Genomic DNA, 14,991 nt, shown 5'->3' with positions numbered 1-14,991 from the left:
TTTTGGACAAAATGTGTAATTAATAGTTGACTTTGGACGTTTTGTCCATTATAGTTAACTCAAGAGACAAATAGTCCAAATGAAATGAGGTGAAAAAATGAGAACTAATTTAAAAGAACTTCGAAAGAAGGAAAAATTAAGTGTGAAAAAAATATCTCAAATGTTAGGGATCTCTACTTCACACTATTACAAAATAGAAAGTGGTATTAGAAATCCAAATTTTATTCTTGCAGGAAAAATAGCTGCAATATTTAATTGTAGTGTTGATGACATTTTTTTTAAAGTAAAATTGGACGAAATGTCTAAAGTTAATGCTTCTTAGAAGACAAAACGTCTAAAAATTCTTGTGTTATATGTTCGTTAGTATTCAGTTTAAATCAAATAGAATTTTTATTTATTTAACATGTTAGCCCATTTAATTACTTCGTTATATCGGCGTTCAATTTCTTCATCAGATAAATCAGATTGTGGATGGTGGCGTAGATTACCAAGTTTGTCCGATTTTAGAGATTTAGCAATTTTTCTTTGGATAACATCATAGCGATAGGAATCGTTATACAAAAAATGAACATGATGATATTTACGTATTGTTTTAATGTAAAACCTACCAAAGCGTTCAATATCACTGTCGATTGAGTATTCAGAAAAGTACGTTTTTGTCTTAAAAATATAATCGAAATATTCAACGTACTTATTCCAACGATCTGTTTTGTCAAGACAATGAAGTCTGAGCTTAATAATTTTTTGATCAATTGAATCAAATTCTTTTGAAGAGAATTCATCACGGTTCGTGTGCAATATATTTTCAAAGTTATCACAGATTAAAAGACAAGTTTCGTGATTTCTAGTTTTATCAATCATTTGAAGGAAAAGACTGTAGTATTCGTATTCGAGAAAAAGTTTTTTGAATTTAGTTAGTAAATCACCATCATTCTCCAAATTTGTGATCGTTAAAAAATATTCCATTAGTATCAACTCCAATCTACCAATAGTTTAACAGATTGGAAGGTCTTGAAAAAACAGGAGGTTAAATTATGAATCAATTAGTTTTTATTCAAAATAATCATGTTGTTACAGACAGTTTAACAATCGCCGAGATGTTCGGCAAAGAACACAAAAATGTATTAAGAGATATCAATACTCAACTCGAGTATGCAGGAACTGAATTTTCGCAGCTCAATTTTGAGCCATCAGAATACGAATCTCGTGGAAAACAATATCCTAAATTCAATCTATCGGAAGAAGCTTTCACGCTTGTGGTTTTCAGTTACAACACAAAGGAAGCTGTTCAGACGAAAATTAAATTCATTCAAGAGTTTAAGCGAATGCGTGAACATATCAAGAACCAAGAACAACAATTGCAAGATCCGGTTGAACTTGCATTACAAACAGCGCTCCAAACGCACCGTAGCTTGAAAAATCTTGAAACTGACGTGAACTATCTTAAAGATTCAATGCGAATTGATGGCATACAACAAAAGGCTATCCAATCATCAGCGAAAGCAAAAGCCATGCAAGCTTTAGGTGGTCATGAAACCAAAGCATACAAAGATTTAAGTAGTAAAGTGTTCCGTTCTATCTGGAAAGAATTTAATACCTATTTTCAGTTGCCTCGCTACGGTGAGTTACCGAAAGCCAAGTATGATGATGCACTTTATTTCATTTCAAAATGGCGACCAAGCACAACCCTAGAAATTGAAATAGAAGCATGTAATAAACAAGAAAAATTCCACTTGGTATAAAAGACTTCTAAACAAAGTGGTAGGTCGTAGGAGGTATCGTTCATGATCCAAGTCCAAATAGACGAAAAACAGGTGCTTGATATAGCCCGTAATGAAATCAAAGCGAAATTAGAAAAAGTTGAATCTGAATTTGTTTTTTGGGATTTAAAAACACTATGCGAAAAAACGTGCATGTCACGAAGCTTTGTATTAGAAACATTCTTCTTTTTGCCAGACTTTCCACGACATAAAGTCGGTACTAAATGGTTGATACCAGCAAAAGAAGCGAGTGAATTTTTACTTAAATGGCTGAAACAACAGCCAAGATCATAGGAGAGGCCAGGGCAAATGGCCTCAATCAAACTACCAATCTAGTAGAAATCATAAGAGGTTGGGGCAAACAACCTCTTATCACTATATTAAGTTAACTTGGCAGAAATTAGTATTCCATCATGGAATATATTCTAAATTGGAATAAAGGGGCAAATAAAATGGTTGCAGATTTCGCGAAAGTCGGAAAGATGTTAAAGAAATTCCGCATCGATGCAAATATTACTCAGGAAGAAATGGCGGATCAATTGAATAGTACACAATCAGCTATCAGCAAATTAGAAAGTGGCAGAAAGACAATAGATATTTTCACTTTTGCTAAATGGTTGAAAATTACCGAATCAGAGTTTGCTGGAACAGCGATGATGTTCGGAATGGAAATAGCAAATGCTCTTACACATATATCACAAACCGTTCCAACAATTGTAGGAGGGTTCATAAGTTGGATGCTTTAGAAAAACTGAATCAACAGATCAACAGAGAACTAGCTTGCATAGATGATCTAACAGATGTAATCAAACTACACGTAAAAGCAGGTCGTATCAACATAGCAAAACAACTAGAACGAGACCTACATAATTCGTTGAAACAACTAGAGCAACTACATGAACGAAAACGGTTTTGGATAATCGTTGAAGATTTAAATAGAGAGGGAGTATTAGCTAAGGTGGTGAAGAAACTTGCGCATCAAGCCTAGAGCGTGGCGACACATGACATTAAAGCAGAGATTAATTTATGTACATTTCTTCTGTGATAAGAGGGTGTTATTGAGGCTAAATGAATACAAAAAAGCTGCTTAATCGAGCGAAGATTAAACAGCAGACAACATATACAAATCTATTATATCACAAGTTTCGACGTTTGCGAGAGTTATCTCGCTTCCGTCAAGCAGCCAGCAATTTGCCGTCTCCCTACGATTTGCTTTGCCAAAATTGTTGGTTGCTTGATGGGATGCCATCAGAAAGAAGGTGATAGATCATGAGTATTGCTCAGTTCAAGCCAAGAATGCGTGAAATAAGGCTGGACACTGAAGTATTTGAGGAACGATTTGCTGAGTATGACATTATCAGTGAGTTCACAGGAATCATTCTTACTTTAGTAGCTGTAGAGGACAATGTACGTTACACAAGTTTTGTTACAGCATCTTATGCAGAAGTGTTACAGAAACAAAAGGAGGCGATAGCGTGAGTACTTTGCTAGAAGTAGAAAACCCAATGGTGCTTGGTCGTATTGAGTATCCATCGCCACCTTATGAGCCTGTTGTAACCTTTGAAATGCACGATGATTTTGGTAGTTTCATAGCTTGTGGTGATGTGTATTTTGAGATAGGTGATGCATTCGTTCACATCGACAATATCAGTGATTATTTAGCCGCCGGATATAGGGATGAATCGACTTACGATATGAGTGATTCTGAGGTTATTGTTTATGTGGAGGAGCATTATGGTTTTGCTCATACAAAAAAATAAACCACTTGGCAGAGTGGCTTAAACAAATAAATATTTAGCGCCATTATAGCGCACTACAGGAGGAATTTCAATGAGTAACTTAGCAGAACAGTTCAATAATCCATCTTCCTACCAACAACCGCAAGCAGGAGGAACACTAGCTCATGCTAGTGCTTCTCGCGAAATGGAAGAAGTGAAAGGAGCTATTTTCCTAGCAAAACAGTTTCCGAGAAATTATATAGAAGCAGAGCGTCGTATTTTAGATGCTTGTAAACGAAAATCATTAGCTGAGACTGCAATGTATAACTATCCAAAAGGTAAAACAATGGTGTCAGGACCATCTATAAGATTAGCAGAAGTTTTGGCTCAAAATTGGGGTAATCTTTCATTCGGAATCAAAGAATTGGAGCAAAAAAACGGTGAATCTGTAGCAATGGCGTATTGTTGGGATTTAGAAACGAATGTACGTCAGGAAAAAGTATTTACAGTGAAACATGCCATTGGAACCCGCAATGGTTTAAAGACACTAACTGATCCAAGGGACATATATGAACGTGTAGCTAGTGATGGGGCTCGTAGATTACGTGCATGTATTATGGGAGTCATTCCTGGTGACGTTGTAGAAATGGCTATTAAAGAATGTAATCAAACACTAGAAGGAAACAACTCGGAACCATTAAAAGATCGTCTAGCAAAAGCGTTAAATTTGTTAAAAGAATATTTCAAAGTTACACAAGAAATGATTGAAGAACGATTTGGATATAGCATTAATGCTTTTACTGAGAGAGATTATATTGATTTAGGTAAAATCTACAATTCATTATGCGACAAAATGTCAAAGGTTGAAGATTGGTTTGATAAAGATGTCGGAAAACAAAAATCTAGCGGACTAGCAACCGAGTTTGAAAAATCACATGAACAGCCAAAAATAGAGGTGAAATCAGATGCACCAAACGACATTCCAATTGAACAGCCAGAACTACCACTCGAATGAAGCTAATCAACATTACATGTCAGTTTCACAGTTTAAAAGTGCTATGGAATGTGAAGCTAGGACGTTTGCAGAGGTAAGGGGCGAGTTTTCTCGTCCTCCCTCTACAGCACTAATGGTTGGTTCTTATCTTCATTCAGCCTTTGAAAGTGATGTGGCATTTACTGAATTTCTAGAACTGAACCACGACAGCATTTACGGCAGCCGCGGTGGGAAATACAAGGATTATGAAAAAGCAGATGACATGATTGAGACCATCAAAAATGACGAGTTTTGCATGTTCGCTTTACAAGGCGAAAAAGAAGTCATCTATACAGGTGAACTATTCGGAGTAGAGTGGAAAATTAAAGTCGATAACATCAATCATGATCGTGGATTTTTCAGCGATTTAAAAAGCACACAGGAGCTTCGAAAACGGTACTGGAGCGAGAAATATAATACTTGGGTTTCATTTGTACAAGCCTTTGATTATGTGCTGCAGATGTGGGTTTATCGAGAAATTATCTTTCAAAATACAGGACGTTACTATGATCCGTACATTGTGGCAGTTACAAAAGAATCACCACCTGATAAAGCCGTTTTACACTTCGATTTAGGGCGGTTTGACTTCGAGAAAGAATATGTTCAATCGATGTTGCCAAGCATCATAGATGCAAAGCTAGGACGTAAAAATGCACATCGATGTGACAAGTGTGAATATTGCAGAGCAACCAAGAAACTTAGTGGCACATTTGAAATTGAGTATCTACTAGATTAGGTGGTGCTGCTGAATGAACAATGTACCAACGAAGGTGTTACTGCCTGCTTGGATATTTGAGCAGGCAAAGGATAACGATGAAATCAGGCGCTTGGTTCTTGATTACATGCGTAGATACCCAAACTATAGGGTGATGAAGGTGATTGGTAATTTCGCAGTTTGTGAGAGGGAGCAAGGGCTTTTATAGGTCAGAATCTGTGATTAAAAATTTGAATATTGAAAATATGGAGGGCGAACCATGCAAGTATTTCAACAAAACATCTTTGGTGGAGAGGATGAAATTATTTCTACTGTTCCTGTCATTGTTTTAAAGCACAAAGAAAAAGAAGGGCGTTATCTAGCTGCAGATATTGATGTAGCAGATTTCAGTGATCCAGATGGTGATATCACGATGGATGATAAAAAAGTTTGGTGACAAAGCTGTGGTCAGTTATGACGTGACTGAATGGTTAAAAACTTACGAACCAATGAACATCGACATGCCAGTAGACAAATTCAATCTAGCATGTGAAGTAAATGGCTGGGAGCCAGTCAAAACGTACTAGGAGGGATAACTATGGCAGGGATATACAGAGAACGAAAACGCGCGATATTCTCCGCACTTTGTAGAGAGCTCGGGAAATCAGATGCTTATGATCAGTATTCTTGGGGCTATCAAGAAGAAATGTGTACAGTGTGCGGTTCAGAAGTGGTCGATTATTCCGAGTGGCGTGAAACAGGCTATGAAACTAAGCATTGCACAAATGGTTGTTGGTCAATCAAAACGTTTGGATTATCCACTGAGTTCAAAACAAAAGGTTTCTATCAAAAGGTTACTAATAACTGGTCTTTAAATCATAAGACCATCAAAAGCATGTGGAATCATGCGGAGAATCACTTCAATCAAGCTCTACAAAAAGAACGTAGAAGAGTTAAACGAATGAAGCAATTAATACATCGTAAAAGCAAGTAGGAGGGGCGAGGGCAAATGGCTAAATACAGATACGTCTACACAACTTTTTGGAACGATCCTCGTGTGGTTGAGGAAATGACAGCAGAGGACAAGTACTTCTTCCTGTATTTGCTGACAAATGAAAGTACGACTCAGATTGGTATCTATCAAATTACTAAAAAACAAATAGCTTTTGATATGGGCTACTCAATGGAAAGTGCTGGTGCCTTGCTACAACGCTTTAGGGACCATCACAAGATTATTAAATACAACGAAGAAACTCGTGAGATAGCCATTAAAAATTGGGGGAAATACAACCTGAATCGTGGGGGCAAACCGATTCTTGATTGTGTGAAATCAGAGTTAAAAGAAGTGAAAGATACTTCATTAATTCGATGGGTAGGCGAAGGAATCTCGAATGATTCTGTACGTATCGTCTACGAGTCGTACTACGATACGTCACACGATACGTATAACGATTCGTCAAAAAATGAAGAATCCAGTAATGATGCGGGTTCTTACGATACGTCAACGATACGTGGACAAAAAGAAAAAGAAAAAGAAAATAAAAAAGAAAATAAAAAAGAAAAAGAAAAGAGAGAAGACAGTCAGTCGTCGGTCTCTTCTCCTTCTTCAACTAATAATCCTTTTCTTGAAATAAAAACTACCTTTGATTCATTAATCCGTATGAGCAACTTTACAGACCATAAAAAAATGGACAAGCTGCTTGAATTTTATCCAGATCACTTATTGATTATTGAGGCAATTAAGCTTACTGCCGACCTTGGAAAATCAAGCATCGAATATGTAGAGGGTATTTTACGAAACTGGGCACTTGAAAAAGGTATTAACTCTTATAAAGATTGGGTAGCAAAGGAGGCTAAACCTGATGGAATCACTAAAGGACACTTTGCAAACAGACAGATTTCAACAAATTCTAAAGTTCATGCAGGAACAGGCATCGATGCCTTCTATGAGCAACTCGAACGAGACAAACAAGCCTGGGGAGGATAAGTGCCCTAAATGTAATGGAACAGAGTTCGTTTTCTCTCATTACGAAGAAAAAGGGAACCAAAAATACGAGATTCATAAGCCTTGTGATTGCCGAGAGGTTAATAGTTGGAAACGTAGATTTAAGAATGCTTTGATACCAGAGGAATTTGTACATGCCAAATTTGATAATTATGTTCGAGAAACAGATATGCAACAGCGAATGTTCTCGATTATTAAAGGTTACTTAGAATCTTTCCCTATAGATCGTGATGCACTAAAGAAGGAAGGGGCTCAAAACGTTGGTTTTATAGCAACTATAGGTGAGCAAAGAATTCGTTCTTTACCACCTACTGAGCGCCTTGAATTAAAAAACAGACATAACAATTTCGGTATAGGTAAGACGCATTTGCAAATAGCTTTATCCAAACAATTGATTAAAAAGGGCTTTAATGTGCTGGTTGTATCAGATGTTTCATTCATGGATGAAATGATGGCTGCTAAACGAATGGACGATAATAGTGAAACGTATTACGGGCTATTGAACAACGTTCTATCAGCAGATGTTCTCGTTTGGGATGATGTTGGAAAAGCAAAGTGGACAGAAGCTCGCGAAGGTTTGTATTACCACATTATTGATGAACGTTATAAACGTAAATTACCAATCATTTTTAACAGCAATGAGGATAGAGCTACCATTGCTGAACGAATTGGATATGCAGGAGCTAGTAGATTGCTTGATAAAAACGGTGAGGTTTTAGAAACAGAAGGTATTGATTGGCGATTGAAATAAGTGAGGGGCAACAGCCCCTTGATGGAGGGTGAAGGGATGGCAGAAGTTTATATGCAACTTGAAATGGAACGGTTCATTGAGTTGAAACGAGCTGAAGAAGAAAATGTGAAACTTCGTGAATCTAACGAAATATTAACTAGAGATTTATTCGAACGGATTGATTACAACGGTAAACTTGCTAAACAGAATATTGATGCTGCGAAAGAAACTGAAAAGCTTCGTGAAGCACTAGAAAAAGTCATGGAAGTTGAAGCACCTATCATGGAAGGTTGGGAAACGCCCGCTTACAAAATAGCTCATCAAGCACTAGGTGGTGAAACTCATGGATGAACGTAATTTCAACGGCTTAATCGTACGTCATAGAAAATCAGCAGTGTTTTTCGAAAGAGAAACAGATTTAAATATCGAAGGTTATGTATCACCTCGCTGGAGTGATCAAACACCTGTAATTCAAACAAGTGAGTTGAAACGTAAATACCATTTTTCTCAAGATGATTTTAAAGAATTTTTAGCTTACATGGAGCAAATAGCTAACGAAGCTTGGAAAAACTTCACACCAAAAGAGGCTGACAGCATGGGAGCTGATTATGACAGTTACTACGACAAAGAGTTTGACAATGAAGGTTCTTTAAGTATCGGTAAATATTACATCGACTTAGATGGACCATTCTGTCAGCCAAAAACAAACAATCCAGTAATTCGATTATTTAAATTCAACAAGCGTAAATTTGAATCATTTATTTATGACTTACAAAAAGTCTTGGAGGTTGAAGTACATGAATGAACAGTTCCTAATCGGCCAAATCATTTTGTATTTAGGACAGTACCAACGCTTTGGAGGCAAACAGAACGAAATTATGGCTTATAAGCGTTTGGATCAATTAAGAGCCTTGGTAGGGCTTAAAGATGCTGATGAGGCTACGGATTATCTCATTATGAAAATGGAAGGGGCGATGGCTGCATGAGACGACGTAACGGCATACCAATCGATGTTCCTGGTGCTCGTAAGGCTCCAAAGGTCAAGACTCAAAAACCTGTGGAGTACAACCAGTACAACGTGTATGTGACTATGTTCAAGTTCGAAGATGGAATAAAGATATGGACCATGGTTCCGCTGATGCATCCAGATTTTAAAAAACTAAGAAAAGAAGGTTATCGAATCACTGAGAAGTGGGATAAGAGGGAGGTTTCGGCATGAGTAGAGAGTTTAAGTACCAGGCATGGATTCCTGAATTAAACAAAATGGTGCAAGTGGTATCACAATTTCGAGGTTGGTGGTACTTATTTTAAAGATTTTAATGGGCGTGAGGGTTTTATCAATAACGGTGTTACTCTTCGCGAATACACAGGTTTAAAAGATAAGAACGGCAAGGAAATTTTTGAGGGGGATATTGTTAGAGAAAATTATGATGGTGAGTCGGAAGATGGAGTGGTTATATTCCGTGACGGAAGCTTTAATGTGCGTTTTAAACCAGAAGAAGAATTACTAATCGGCTGTGATTCAGAAGAAACTGAAATAATAGGTAACATTTACGAAAACCCTGAATTGCTGGAGGAAACAGCATGACATTAAAAGATAAATTGCTGAAAGAATCACGTAACACTATTGAAGATTACGCTCTTAGATTTGCTTGTAACATCGAGCCAAAACTAGCAGAAGAAGCTCGCAATGGTAGAACAGAATGTTTGATAGGGATTAATAATGAACACAAACATATTTTAACTTCTTCACTTTTCATAAGTGCTGTAAATGAATTGCTAGAAGGTGTGAAAGTAGAAGTAATACAGATTTCAACTAGTACTCTATTTCCAAGTATCAAAAAAGATGTACTTCAAGTAAGCTGGGGTGATTTGAGTGATTAACCGAGTCGTTATAGTTGGTCGACTTACTAAAGATCCTGAATTACGATACACACCAAATGGCATTGCATCATGTCGCTTCACAGTTGCTGTAAACCGTACATTTAAAGGGCAGAACGGTGAACAAGAAGCAGACTTCATTAGTTGTGTCGCTTGGCGTAAACAGGCCGAGAATCTAGCAAACTACATTAAAAAAGGCGGTCTAATAGGTTTGGAAGGGCGAATCCAAACAGGCAGCTATGAGGGGCAGGATGGCAAGCGTGTCTACACTACAGACGTTGTAGCAGACAGCATCCAATTCTTAGAGCCGCGAAACAGCACAGGGAGCTCGCAGGGCGCATCAAACTACGAATCTAGTACAAATTCAAGTGGACAATATCAAGGCAGTTCACAGGGGCAATATGGCGGTAATAATCAGCCAAATTATTCAAGGGTCGATGAAGATCCGTTTGCTAATAGTAAGGGGCCGATTGAGGTCGATTCTGACGATTTACCTTTCTAAAGTAAGGAGTGATTACTGATGATAACAAAACGACCTACGAAGAAAATCATTGGTGCTAAGACGCGAGAAAAGCTCAAAAAACAAATCAAAGCAGAAGCAAGGAACCATTGGTATCCAATCAGTGAAATTAAATTCTTTGAATATGAGGCAAGGCCATATCAAGTCCTAATGAAATTCGGAAAAGGGGTAAAGAAATGAATTTAACAAAACTTTTTGAAACACAAGCAAAGTTGGACGAGCGCATACAGAAAAAACAAGGGCAACAAACGGTGAACCTTAAAAATATGATTCTAGCAACAATAGTTGAAATCGGTGAAATGTCTAATGAGTGGCAAGGTTTTAAGGACTGGAAAGTGAATAAACAACCAAAAGAGGGGTTATTAGAGGAAATTGCAGATGTACTAAGTTTTATTTTGGTGGTTGGTAACCAATTGCAGCATCGTGGTCCTTTAATTATTTATCCGGACGGAGACTGTAATCGAAATGGGCTTGTGTACTCCGATATTACAACTCAAATCCTTTCATTAACTTCCTACTTTATTCGGTTATGGGAGTATGAAGAAATCGAGGAAGGTTATCGTGATGTCCTAACTACCTTCGCCATTTTAACTGAAATGCTAGGCTTCACATGGGAGCAAATTGAGGAAGCTTACTACGCTAAGAATAAAGTCAACCATGAGCGTCAAAACGCTGGTTATTGAGGTGAGTTTATGGAACAAATCGAACTGGATTTAGGTGTTCCAATCGATGAAAGTAAACTGGATCCAAATCCAATGGTGAATGTATACGGTTATGGGCCAGAAAATAAACGTTGCAAGCATTGTAAACATCTGTTTGCTAGGAGATATGCAGGCACCTATTACAAATGTGGTCTACGACAAAACACAAATGGTGCTGCTACTGACCAAAGAGTGAATTGGAAAGCTTGCAGTCAATTTGTAGAAAGTTAATATACACGCTGCTGGTAGAACGACATTAAGTTGATTTATCAGCAGACTTCTAAGAATGCTGACAGGAGGGCAAACATGAGCAAAGCAAAATACGGCAACAAGAAAGTTGTACATGACGGAATTACATTCGATTCAGCAATGGAAGCTAAATATTATGATCACTTGAAGCACCTACAAGCACAAGGTATTGTGACCTCCTTTGAATTACAGCCAAGGTTTGTATTGCTGGAAAAGTTCGAAAAGAACGGCAAGAAATATCGTGAGATTGGTTATACCGCAGATTTTACGGTTCATTATGCAAATGGGCATTCGGAAGTAGTCGATATTAAGGGAATGGTTACACAACAATTTGAATTAAGGAAGAAGCTATTCGACTACCGTTTTCCCCACGAATTAAAGCTTCTAACGTATTCAAAGATTGATGGTGGTTGGATAACTCATGATGAACTTAAAAAGGCTAGGAAAGCACGTAAGCAAGCAAAAGTAGGGTGAGGAAAATGAATACAGTACGCAAGGAAGTTAAACAGCGTAGAGCGAGGTTAATCAATCAGCAGGACCATATAGCTTTTCTAAAGTGCAAAGAGTGTCCGAAAAAGAGAGCCTATGATCCTACTAAGAAATGTAGAGGATGCAAGGTTTATAGGGAACTACGAAGCATAAGGAAAGAGCTGGAGCAGATTAGTAATTTACGTAGGTGGGCTAAGTGGAGATTTGAAAGATATTGTTCAGAAAGGATGAAGAAAAATGAAAGCTATTGAAGATTTAGAAAAAAGACTTAGAGGCGAAATGGTTTCAAGAATGGATGATAGAGATATTGTAGACATTCTTGAAGTTCTTCAGGGTGCTGGAGAGGAAATTGAACGCTTAGAGAAGGAGAGAGCAGAAGCATATCAAGCAGGTTATAAACAAGGGAAATTCGATGAATTGATGGATAATTTTTAATCGAAAGATATTGTTCAGTAGGAGGTCTGTATGAAAATATTGAATTTGTATTCTGGAATAGGTGGAAATCGCAAATTGTGGTCAGATGAACATCAAGTGACTGCTATAGAATTTGATGATCAAATTGCTGCAGTGTATGCAGATCTTTATCCGAACGATGAGGTTATAGTAACTGATGCACACCAATTTTTATTAGAAAATTATAAGAACTATGATTTTATTTGGACTAGTCCTCCTTATCAAACGCATAGTAGTTTTAGACAAAATATAGGTGTGCGTTTTAGAGGTGTTTCACCAGTTTATCCTGATATGAAACTGTATCAAGAAATTATCTTTCTGCAACACAATTATGATGGTTTTTGGGTTGTAGAAAATGTTAATCCATATTACGAACCTTTGATACAACCGTCCTTTGATTTAGATAGACATAAGTTTTGGTCTAACTTTGATGTAAATCATCGCGATTTTGACCGTTTAAAATTAAGGTCTGCACAGATACCTGATTTAGAAGGGTTTTTAGGATTCGATTTATCACATTACAAGTTACCTAACAAGCGACAAATTTTGAGAAACTGTGTGTTGCCAGAGGTTGGTGAATACATTTTAAATGCTGCATTATCACCAGTTAAACAGATGGATATTTTCAGTTTAGCTTATTAAACATTTTGAAGATTAGTTGAAAAAAAGTAGTGAAGGAGATATGTTTATGAAACCATTTATCATTCATCATAAAATCGCTTGGTTACCTAGTAAATTACAGTACTGCAAAACGTATTCGATAGGCTTTAAAGGAGTAGAGAACGAAGTGTTTACCTTCAAACTAACGAAGAATAGTACACATGTTATTTTAAAAAGTGACAGTAGAGAAATCGTTGTTAGCAAACGAGAACTAAAGCGTTATTTTAAAGACGGATGTTTACAATTTCTAGCTGCACAATTTGAGGTGAATGATATGTCAGTTCAAGAGTTTGGGTTAAGGGACAGTGCGGAATGTCCATATTGTGGAAAAGTGTTCGGAATGAATGATATAGATGAAGAAGATGACAACGATTATGAAAGATATTTAGAACACGTTTTAATTTGTGTAGGTTAATGAACATTTTGAGGATTAAATGAAAATAGAGCGATTATAATATCGCTCTAAAAAACTCATAAAATCCCATGTTCATTGGGATAGCCCAAATAAAGAATCCAAGGAGGGCAATTGGACCAAGCAAAAAGTTGTAAATCTTCTTTGGCAAAATATTACCCAATAGGATTTTATAAATCATTGCACATCCTATCATTACAACTGGCAGCAAGATCATCGGCGGTATAAAAAACCACAGACTTGCACTACTTGATATATCTGCAAATATGTCCATAGAATTACCTCATTATGTATTTTGTGTAAATTATAACATAGAAAAAGCCACAGCGTTTGCACACGCTACAGCTCGAATTGGTTTATGCCCTTTGACGGTGCTTACAACATTATTATAACACGGGAGGGCAACCCAATGTTAAAAGAGAAAACACAACTAAATCGCTACCAGCTAGACAAGGCAATTAAGAAGTACCATGACAACATGTGTAAGTACATGAGAATGAAGGACGAGCTTGATTCATTAACTGCTGCTGCATCTACAGCACAATATGGTATTGAGGCAACAATGCCGAAAGCCGCTGGAAGCACAAGTGATCCAGTACATGCACATGTACAAATTAGAGCAGCGCGCGAAGTACGAATTAACAAGATTAAAGACGAACTACTTATGGTTCAAAATTTAACAAGCAAGGTAGCTGGCGACATAGAGCAAGAAGTGCTTTATTGGTTACTAGAAGGCATGCCTTTCCGTTGGATAGGTGCAAAACTTAATATGAGCCATACAAGCGTACAGCGAGTGCGAGAACGTGTTATTGATATGATGATGAAGTGACCTTCGGGTTGCTTCACTTTTTTATAAATTAAGTCTGGTCACCACTTAACGATTTCTGATTTAAATAAAATATTATAATCTTGATCAATTAATAAGACACTATCAACTTTATATGATTTATCAAGTGTTTTCATATTAAAATAACTTAATAACCCTTGTGCATATTGTTTTGCTTGAGCGTTATGTTCACTACTTTTAGATTGGACTACAAAGTACTTGCCATGTTTATTAATCATTGTTGATGAGGCAGAAATCGAATCGTACCACGTTGTTTTGAAAACACTACCATAGTTTTCATACATGAATTGGTCTGTTTCTTTTTTTATTATTGTTTCTAAGTCTGTTTGTGTACCATCGCTTCTAAATTCAGAGAACGGGTCATCTTGTTGAATCACTTGCCCTGAAGATTGTAAGTTTAAATTTTTATCGTTAACAAAAAATAACGCTAATAATACTACCCCGATCAATATAAAAATGTGATTAGATTTTTTCATACTTAGATCTCTCCTGTTTTATCCTTTATAATATTAAATTTAGCAGATATTTCTAATTTTTGATAGGGGTTATAGTGATTTGTGCATAAAGTGTAATGTTCCAGATGTTACAAATGTGCCAAGTGTTACAAATGTTCCAAACGTATCATTTTAAGCAATATAGAGTGTAAAATGGAGGGGAGGTCGGACAGGTAAATCTTTCTTCACTTGGTATTTATAAAAACCTAAATATTAGGGAAAGACAGACCGACGACCGACCCGCGCTCCATAAATTTGTTCGGAGCAAGACATACATGGCCGGCCCATATTTTTTAAGAGATTAGGTATCTTAATTAATATAAAAGGCTAATAAAAACTGAAGGA

32 protein-coding genes are annotated in these 14,991 nt (G+C 36.9%); 29 read left to right on the top strand and 3 right to left on the bottom strand.

Going from position 1 to position 14,991, the window contains the following annotated elements:
• Window positions 1-97 precede the first annotated feature (97 nt).
• The gene (locus tag EW028_RS19700; RefSeq protein ID WP_131522039.1) at window positions 98-322 is read left to right on the top strand and encodes a helix-turn-helix transcriptional regulator; all 225 of its coding nucleotides are present in this window, start codon (window positions 98-100) and stop codon (window positions 320-322) included.
• Window positions 323-390: 68 nt separating this feature from the next.
• Here the strand turns inward: EW028_RS19700 and EW028_RS19695 are convergent, their stop codons facing one another.
• Entirely contained in the window at window positions 391-966 is a 576-nt protein-coding gene (locus tag EW028_RS19695) for a hypothetical protein (RefSeq protein WP_131522038.1), read from the bottom strand.
• A 68-nt stretch (window positions 967-1,034) separates the two neighbouring features.
• Between EW028_RS19695 and EW028_RS19690 the strand changes: the two genes are divergently transcribed.
• The 27 genes from EW028_RS19690 to EW028_RS25365 all read left to right on the top strand — a co-directional run bounded on the left by EW028_RS19690 (window position 1,035) and on the right by EW028_RS25365 (window position 13,308).
• A complete protein-coding gene (locus tag EW028_RS19690) occupies window positions 1,035-1,742 on the top strand; it encodes a Rha family transcriptional regulator (RefSeq protein ID WP_131522037.1) in 708 nt (235 codons plus the stop codon).
• Window positions 1,743-1,784: 42 nt separating this feature from the next.
• The gene (locus EW028_RS19685) at window positions 1,785-2,054 is read left to right on the top strand and encodes a group-specific protein (RefSeq protein ID WP_131522036.1); all 270 of its coding nucleotides are present in this window, start codon (window positions 1,785-1,787) and stop codon (window positions 2,052-2,054) included.
• Between the two features lie 158 nt (window positions 2,055-2,212).
• Complete coding sequence (locus EW028_RS19680; RefSeq protein WP_193767413.1) at window positions 2,213-2,506, top strand: helix-turn-helix domain-containing protein; 294 nt, start codon at window positions 2,213-2,215, stop codon at window positions 2,504-2,506.
• Window positions 2,494-2,748 carry a hypothetical protein gene (locus EW028_RS19675; RefSeq protein WP_131522034.1) on the top strand — a complete coding sequence of 85 codons (255 nt, stop codon included), beginning with the start codon at window positions 2,494-2,496 and terminating at the stop codon, window positions 2,746-2,748. Before EW028_RS19680 ends, EW028_RS19675 begins: the two co-directional genes overlap by 13 nt.
• A 281-nt stretch (window positions 2,749-3,029) precedes the next feature.
• Entirely contained in the window at window positions 3,030-3,239 is a 210-nt protein-coding gene (locus EW028_RS19670) for a hypothetical protein (protein ID WP_131522033.1), read from the top strand.
• Entirely contained in the window at window positions 3,236-3,520 is a 285-nt protein-coding gene (locus tag EW028_RS19665; protein WP_131522032.1) for a hypothetical protein, read from the top strand. The genes EW028_RS19670 and EW028_RS19665 overlap by 4 nt, the downstream gene beginning before the upstream one ends.
• A 70-nt stretch (window positions 3,521-3,590) precedes the next feature.
• Window positions 3,591-4,493 carry a hypothetical protein gene (locus EW028_RS19660; RefSeq protein ID WP_131522031.1) on the top strand — a complete coding sequence of 301 codons (903 nt, stop codon included), beginning with the start codon at window positions 3,591-3,593 and terminating at the stop codon, window positions 4,491-4,493.
• The gene (locus tag EW028_RS19655; RefSeq protein WP_227744984.1) at window positions 4,444-5,247 is read left to right on the top strand and encodes a PD-(D/E)XK nuclease-like domain-containing protein; all 804 of its coding nucleotides are present in this window, start codon (window positions 4,444-4,446) and stop codon (window positions 5,245-5,247) included. Before EW028_RS19660 ends, EW028_RS19655 begins: the two co-directional genes overlap by 50 nt.
• A gap of 13 nt (window positions 5,248-5,260) precedes the next feature.
• Window positions 5,261-5,434: a hypothetical protein gene (locus tag EW028_RS25375; RefSeq protein WP_193767412.1), complete on the top strand. Its 174-nt coding sequence runs from the start codon at window positions 5,261-5,263 to the stop codon at window positions 5,432-5,434.
• A 51-nt stretch (window positions 5,435-5,485) separates the two neighbouring features.
• Window positions 5,486-5,662, top strand: coding sequence for a hypothetical protein (locus EW028_RS25370; protein WP_193767411.1), 177 nt, complete (start codon window positions 5,486-5,488; stop codon window positions 5,660-5,662).
• 141 nt (window positions 5,663-5,803) lie between these two features.
• Complete coding sequence (locus tag EW028_RS19650; protein WP_131522030.1) at window positions 5,804-6,199, top strand: hypothetical protein; 396 nt, start codon at window positions 5,804-5,806, stop codon at window positions 6,197-6,199.
• Window positions 6,200-6,214: 15 nt separating this feature from the next.
• Window positions 6,215-7,192, top strand: a complete 978-nt coding sequence (locus tag EW028_RS19645) for a DnaD domain protein (protein WP_131522029.1) — start codon at window positions 6,215-6,217, stop codon at window positions 7,190-7,192.
• Window positions 7,152-7,961, top strand: a complete 810-nt coding sequence (locus EW028_RS19640; protein WP_131522119.1) for an ATP-binding protein — start codon at window positions 7,152-7,154, stop codon at window positions 7,959-7,961. Before EW028_RS19645 ends, EW028_RS19640 begins: the two co-directional genes overlap by 41 nt.
• 36 nt (window positions 7,962-7,997) lie before the next feature.
• Window positions 7,998-8,291 (top strand): hypothetical protein, encoded by a 294-nt coding sequence (locus EW028_RS19635; RefSeq protein ID WP_131522028.1) that lies wholly within the window; start codon window positions 7,998-8,000, stop codon window positions 8,289-8,291.
• Window positions 8,284-8,745: a hypothetical protein gene (locus EW028_RS19630; RefSeq protein WP_131522027.1), complete on the top strand. Its 462-nt coding sequence runs from the start codon at window positions 8,284-8,286 to the stop codon at window positions 8,743-8,745. Before EW028_RS19635 ends, EW028_RS19630 begins: the two co-directional genes overlap by 8 nt.
• Window positions 8,738-8,926: a hypothetical protein gene (locus EW028_RS19625; protein WP_131522026.1), complete on the top strand. Its 189-nt coding sequence runs from the start codon at window positions 8,738-8,740 to the stop codon at window positions 8,924-8,926. Before EW028_RS19630 ends, EW028_RS19625 begins: the two co-directional genes overlap by 8 nt.
• Entirely contained in the window at window positions 8,923-9,159 is a 237-nt protein-coding gene (locus tag EW028_RS19620; protein WP_131522025.1) for a hypothetical protein, read from the top strand. Before EW028_RS19625 ends, EW028_RS19620 begins: the two co-directional genes overlap by 4 nt.
• A 117-nt stretch (window positions 9,160-9,276) precedes the next feature.
• Window positions 9,277-9,528, top strand: coding sequence for a YopX family protein (locus tag EW028_RS19615; protein WP_131522024.1), 252 nt, complete (start codon window positions 9,277-9,279; stop codon window positions 9,526-9,528).
• The gene (locus EW028_RS19610; protein WP_131522023.1) at window positions 9,525-9,824 is read left to right on the top strand and encodes a hypothetical protein; all 300 of its coding nucleotides are present in this window, start codon (window positions 9,525-9,527) and stop codon (window positions 9,822-9,824) included. The genes EW028_RS19615 and EW028_RS19610 overlap by 4 nt, the downstream gene beginning before the upstream one ends.
• Window positions 9,817-10,323 carry a single-stranded DNA-binding protein gene (gene ssb / locus EW028_RS19605; protein ID WP_131522022.1) on the top strand — a complete coding sequence of 169 codons (507 nt, stop codon included), beginning with the start codon at window positions 9,817-9,819 and terminating at the stop codon, window positions 10,321-10,323. Before EW028_RS19610 ends, ssb begins: the two co-directional genes overlap by 8 nt.
• 18 nt (window positions 10,324-10,341) lie before the next feature.
• Window positions 10,342-10,521: a hypothetical protein gene (locus EW028_RS19600; protein WP_131522021.1), complete on the top strand. Its 180-nt coding sequence runs from the start codon at window positions 10,342-10,344 to the stop codon at window positions 10,519-10,521.
• On the top strand, window positions 10,518-11,024 hold the full coding sequence (locus EW028_RS19595; RefSeq protein ID WP_131522020.1) for a dUTP diphosphatase: 507 nt from the start codon (window positions 10,518-10,520) through the stop codon (window positions 11,022-11,024). The genes EW028_RS19600 and EW028_RS19595 overlap by 4 nt, the downstream gene beginning before the upstream one ends.
• A 9-nt stretch (window positions 11,025-11,033) precedes the next feature.
• Complete coding sequence (locus EW028_RS19590; protein WP_131522019.1) at window positions 11,034-11,273, top strand: hypothetical protein; 240 nt, start codon at window positions 11,034-11,036, stop codon at window positions 11,271-11,273.
• A 75-nt stretch (window positions 11,274-11,348) separates the two neighbouring features.
• Window positions 11,349-11,765 (top strand): DUF1064 domain-containing protein, encoded by a 417-nt coding sequence (locus EW028_RS19585; RefSeq protein WP_131522018.1) that lies wholly within the window; start codon window positions 11,349-11,351, stop codon window positions 11,763-11,765.
• A 252-nt stretch (window positions 11,766-12,017) separates the two neighbouring features.
• Entirely contained in the window at window positions 12,018-12,215 is a 198-nt protein-coding gene (locus tag EW028_RS19580) for a hypothetical protein (protein ID WP_131522017.1), read from the top strand.
• 30 nt (window positions 12,216-12,245) lie between these two features.
• On the top strand, window positions 12,246-12,875 hold the full coding sequence (locus EW028_RS19575) for a class I SAM-dependent methyltransferase (protein ID WP_131522016.1): 630 nt from the start codon (window positions 12,246-12,248) through the stop codon (window positions 12,873-12,875).
• Between the two features lie 46 nt (window positions 12,876-12,921).
• The gene (locus EW028_RS25365) at window positions 12,922-13,308 is read left to right on the top strand and encodes a hypothetical protein (protein ID WP_193767410.1); all 387 of its coding nucleotides are present in this window, start codon (window positions 12,922-12,924) and stop codon (window positions 13,306-13,308) included.
• A 34-nt stretch (window positions 13,309-13,342) separates the two neighbouring features.
• On the opposite strand, the gene EW028_RS19565 is transcribed toward EW028_RS25365, so the two are convergent.
• Window positions 13,343-13,579 (bottom strand): hypothetical protein, encoded by a 237-nt coding sequence (locus EW028_RS19565; protein ID WP_131522015.1) that lies wholly within the window; start codon window positions 13,577-13,579, stop codon window positions 13,343-13,345.
• A 135-nt stretch (window positions 13,580-13,714) separates the two neighbouring features.
• Here EW028_RS19565 and EW028_RS19560 point away from each other — a divergent pair, with 135 nt between their 5' ends.
• A complete protein-coding gene (locus EW028_RS19560) occupies window positions 13,715-14,134 on the top strand; it encodes a hypothetical protein (protein ID WP_227744983.1) in 420 nt (139 codons plus the stop codon).
• A gap of 38 nt (window positions 14,135-14,172) precedes the next feature.
• On the opposite strand, the gene EW028_RS19555 is transcribed toward EW028_RS19560, so the two are convergent.
• Complete coding sequence (locus EW028_RS19555; RefSeq protein WP_131522014.1) at window positions 14,173-14,628, bottom strand: hypothetical protein; 456 nt, start codon at window positions 14,626-14,628, stop codon at window positions 14,173-14,175.
• Window positions 14,629-14,991 lie beyond the last annotated feature (363 nt).

Origin of the sequence: Lysinibacillus sp. OL1 (assembly GCF_004332175.1) — a bacterium.
GTDB lineage: Bacteria > Bacillota > Bacilli > Bacillales_A > Planococcaceae > Lysinibacillus > Lysinibacillus capsici.
Note: the sequence above shows the minus strand (reverse complement) of the source record. Positions and strands in the feature narration are given on the sequence as shown.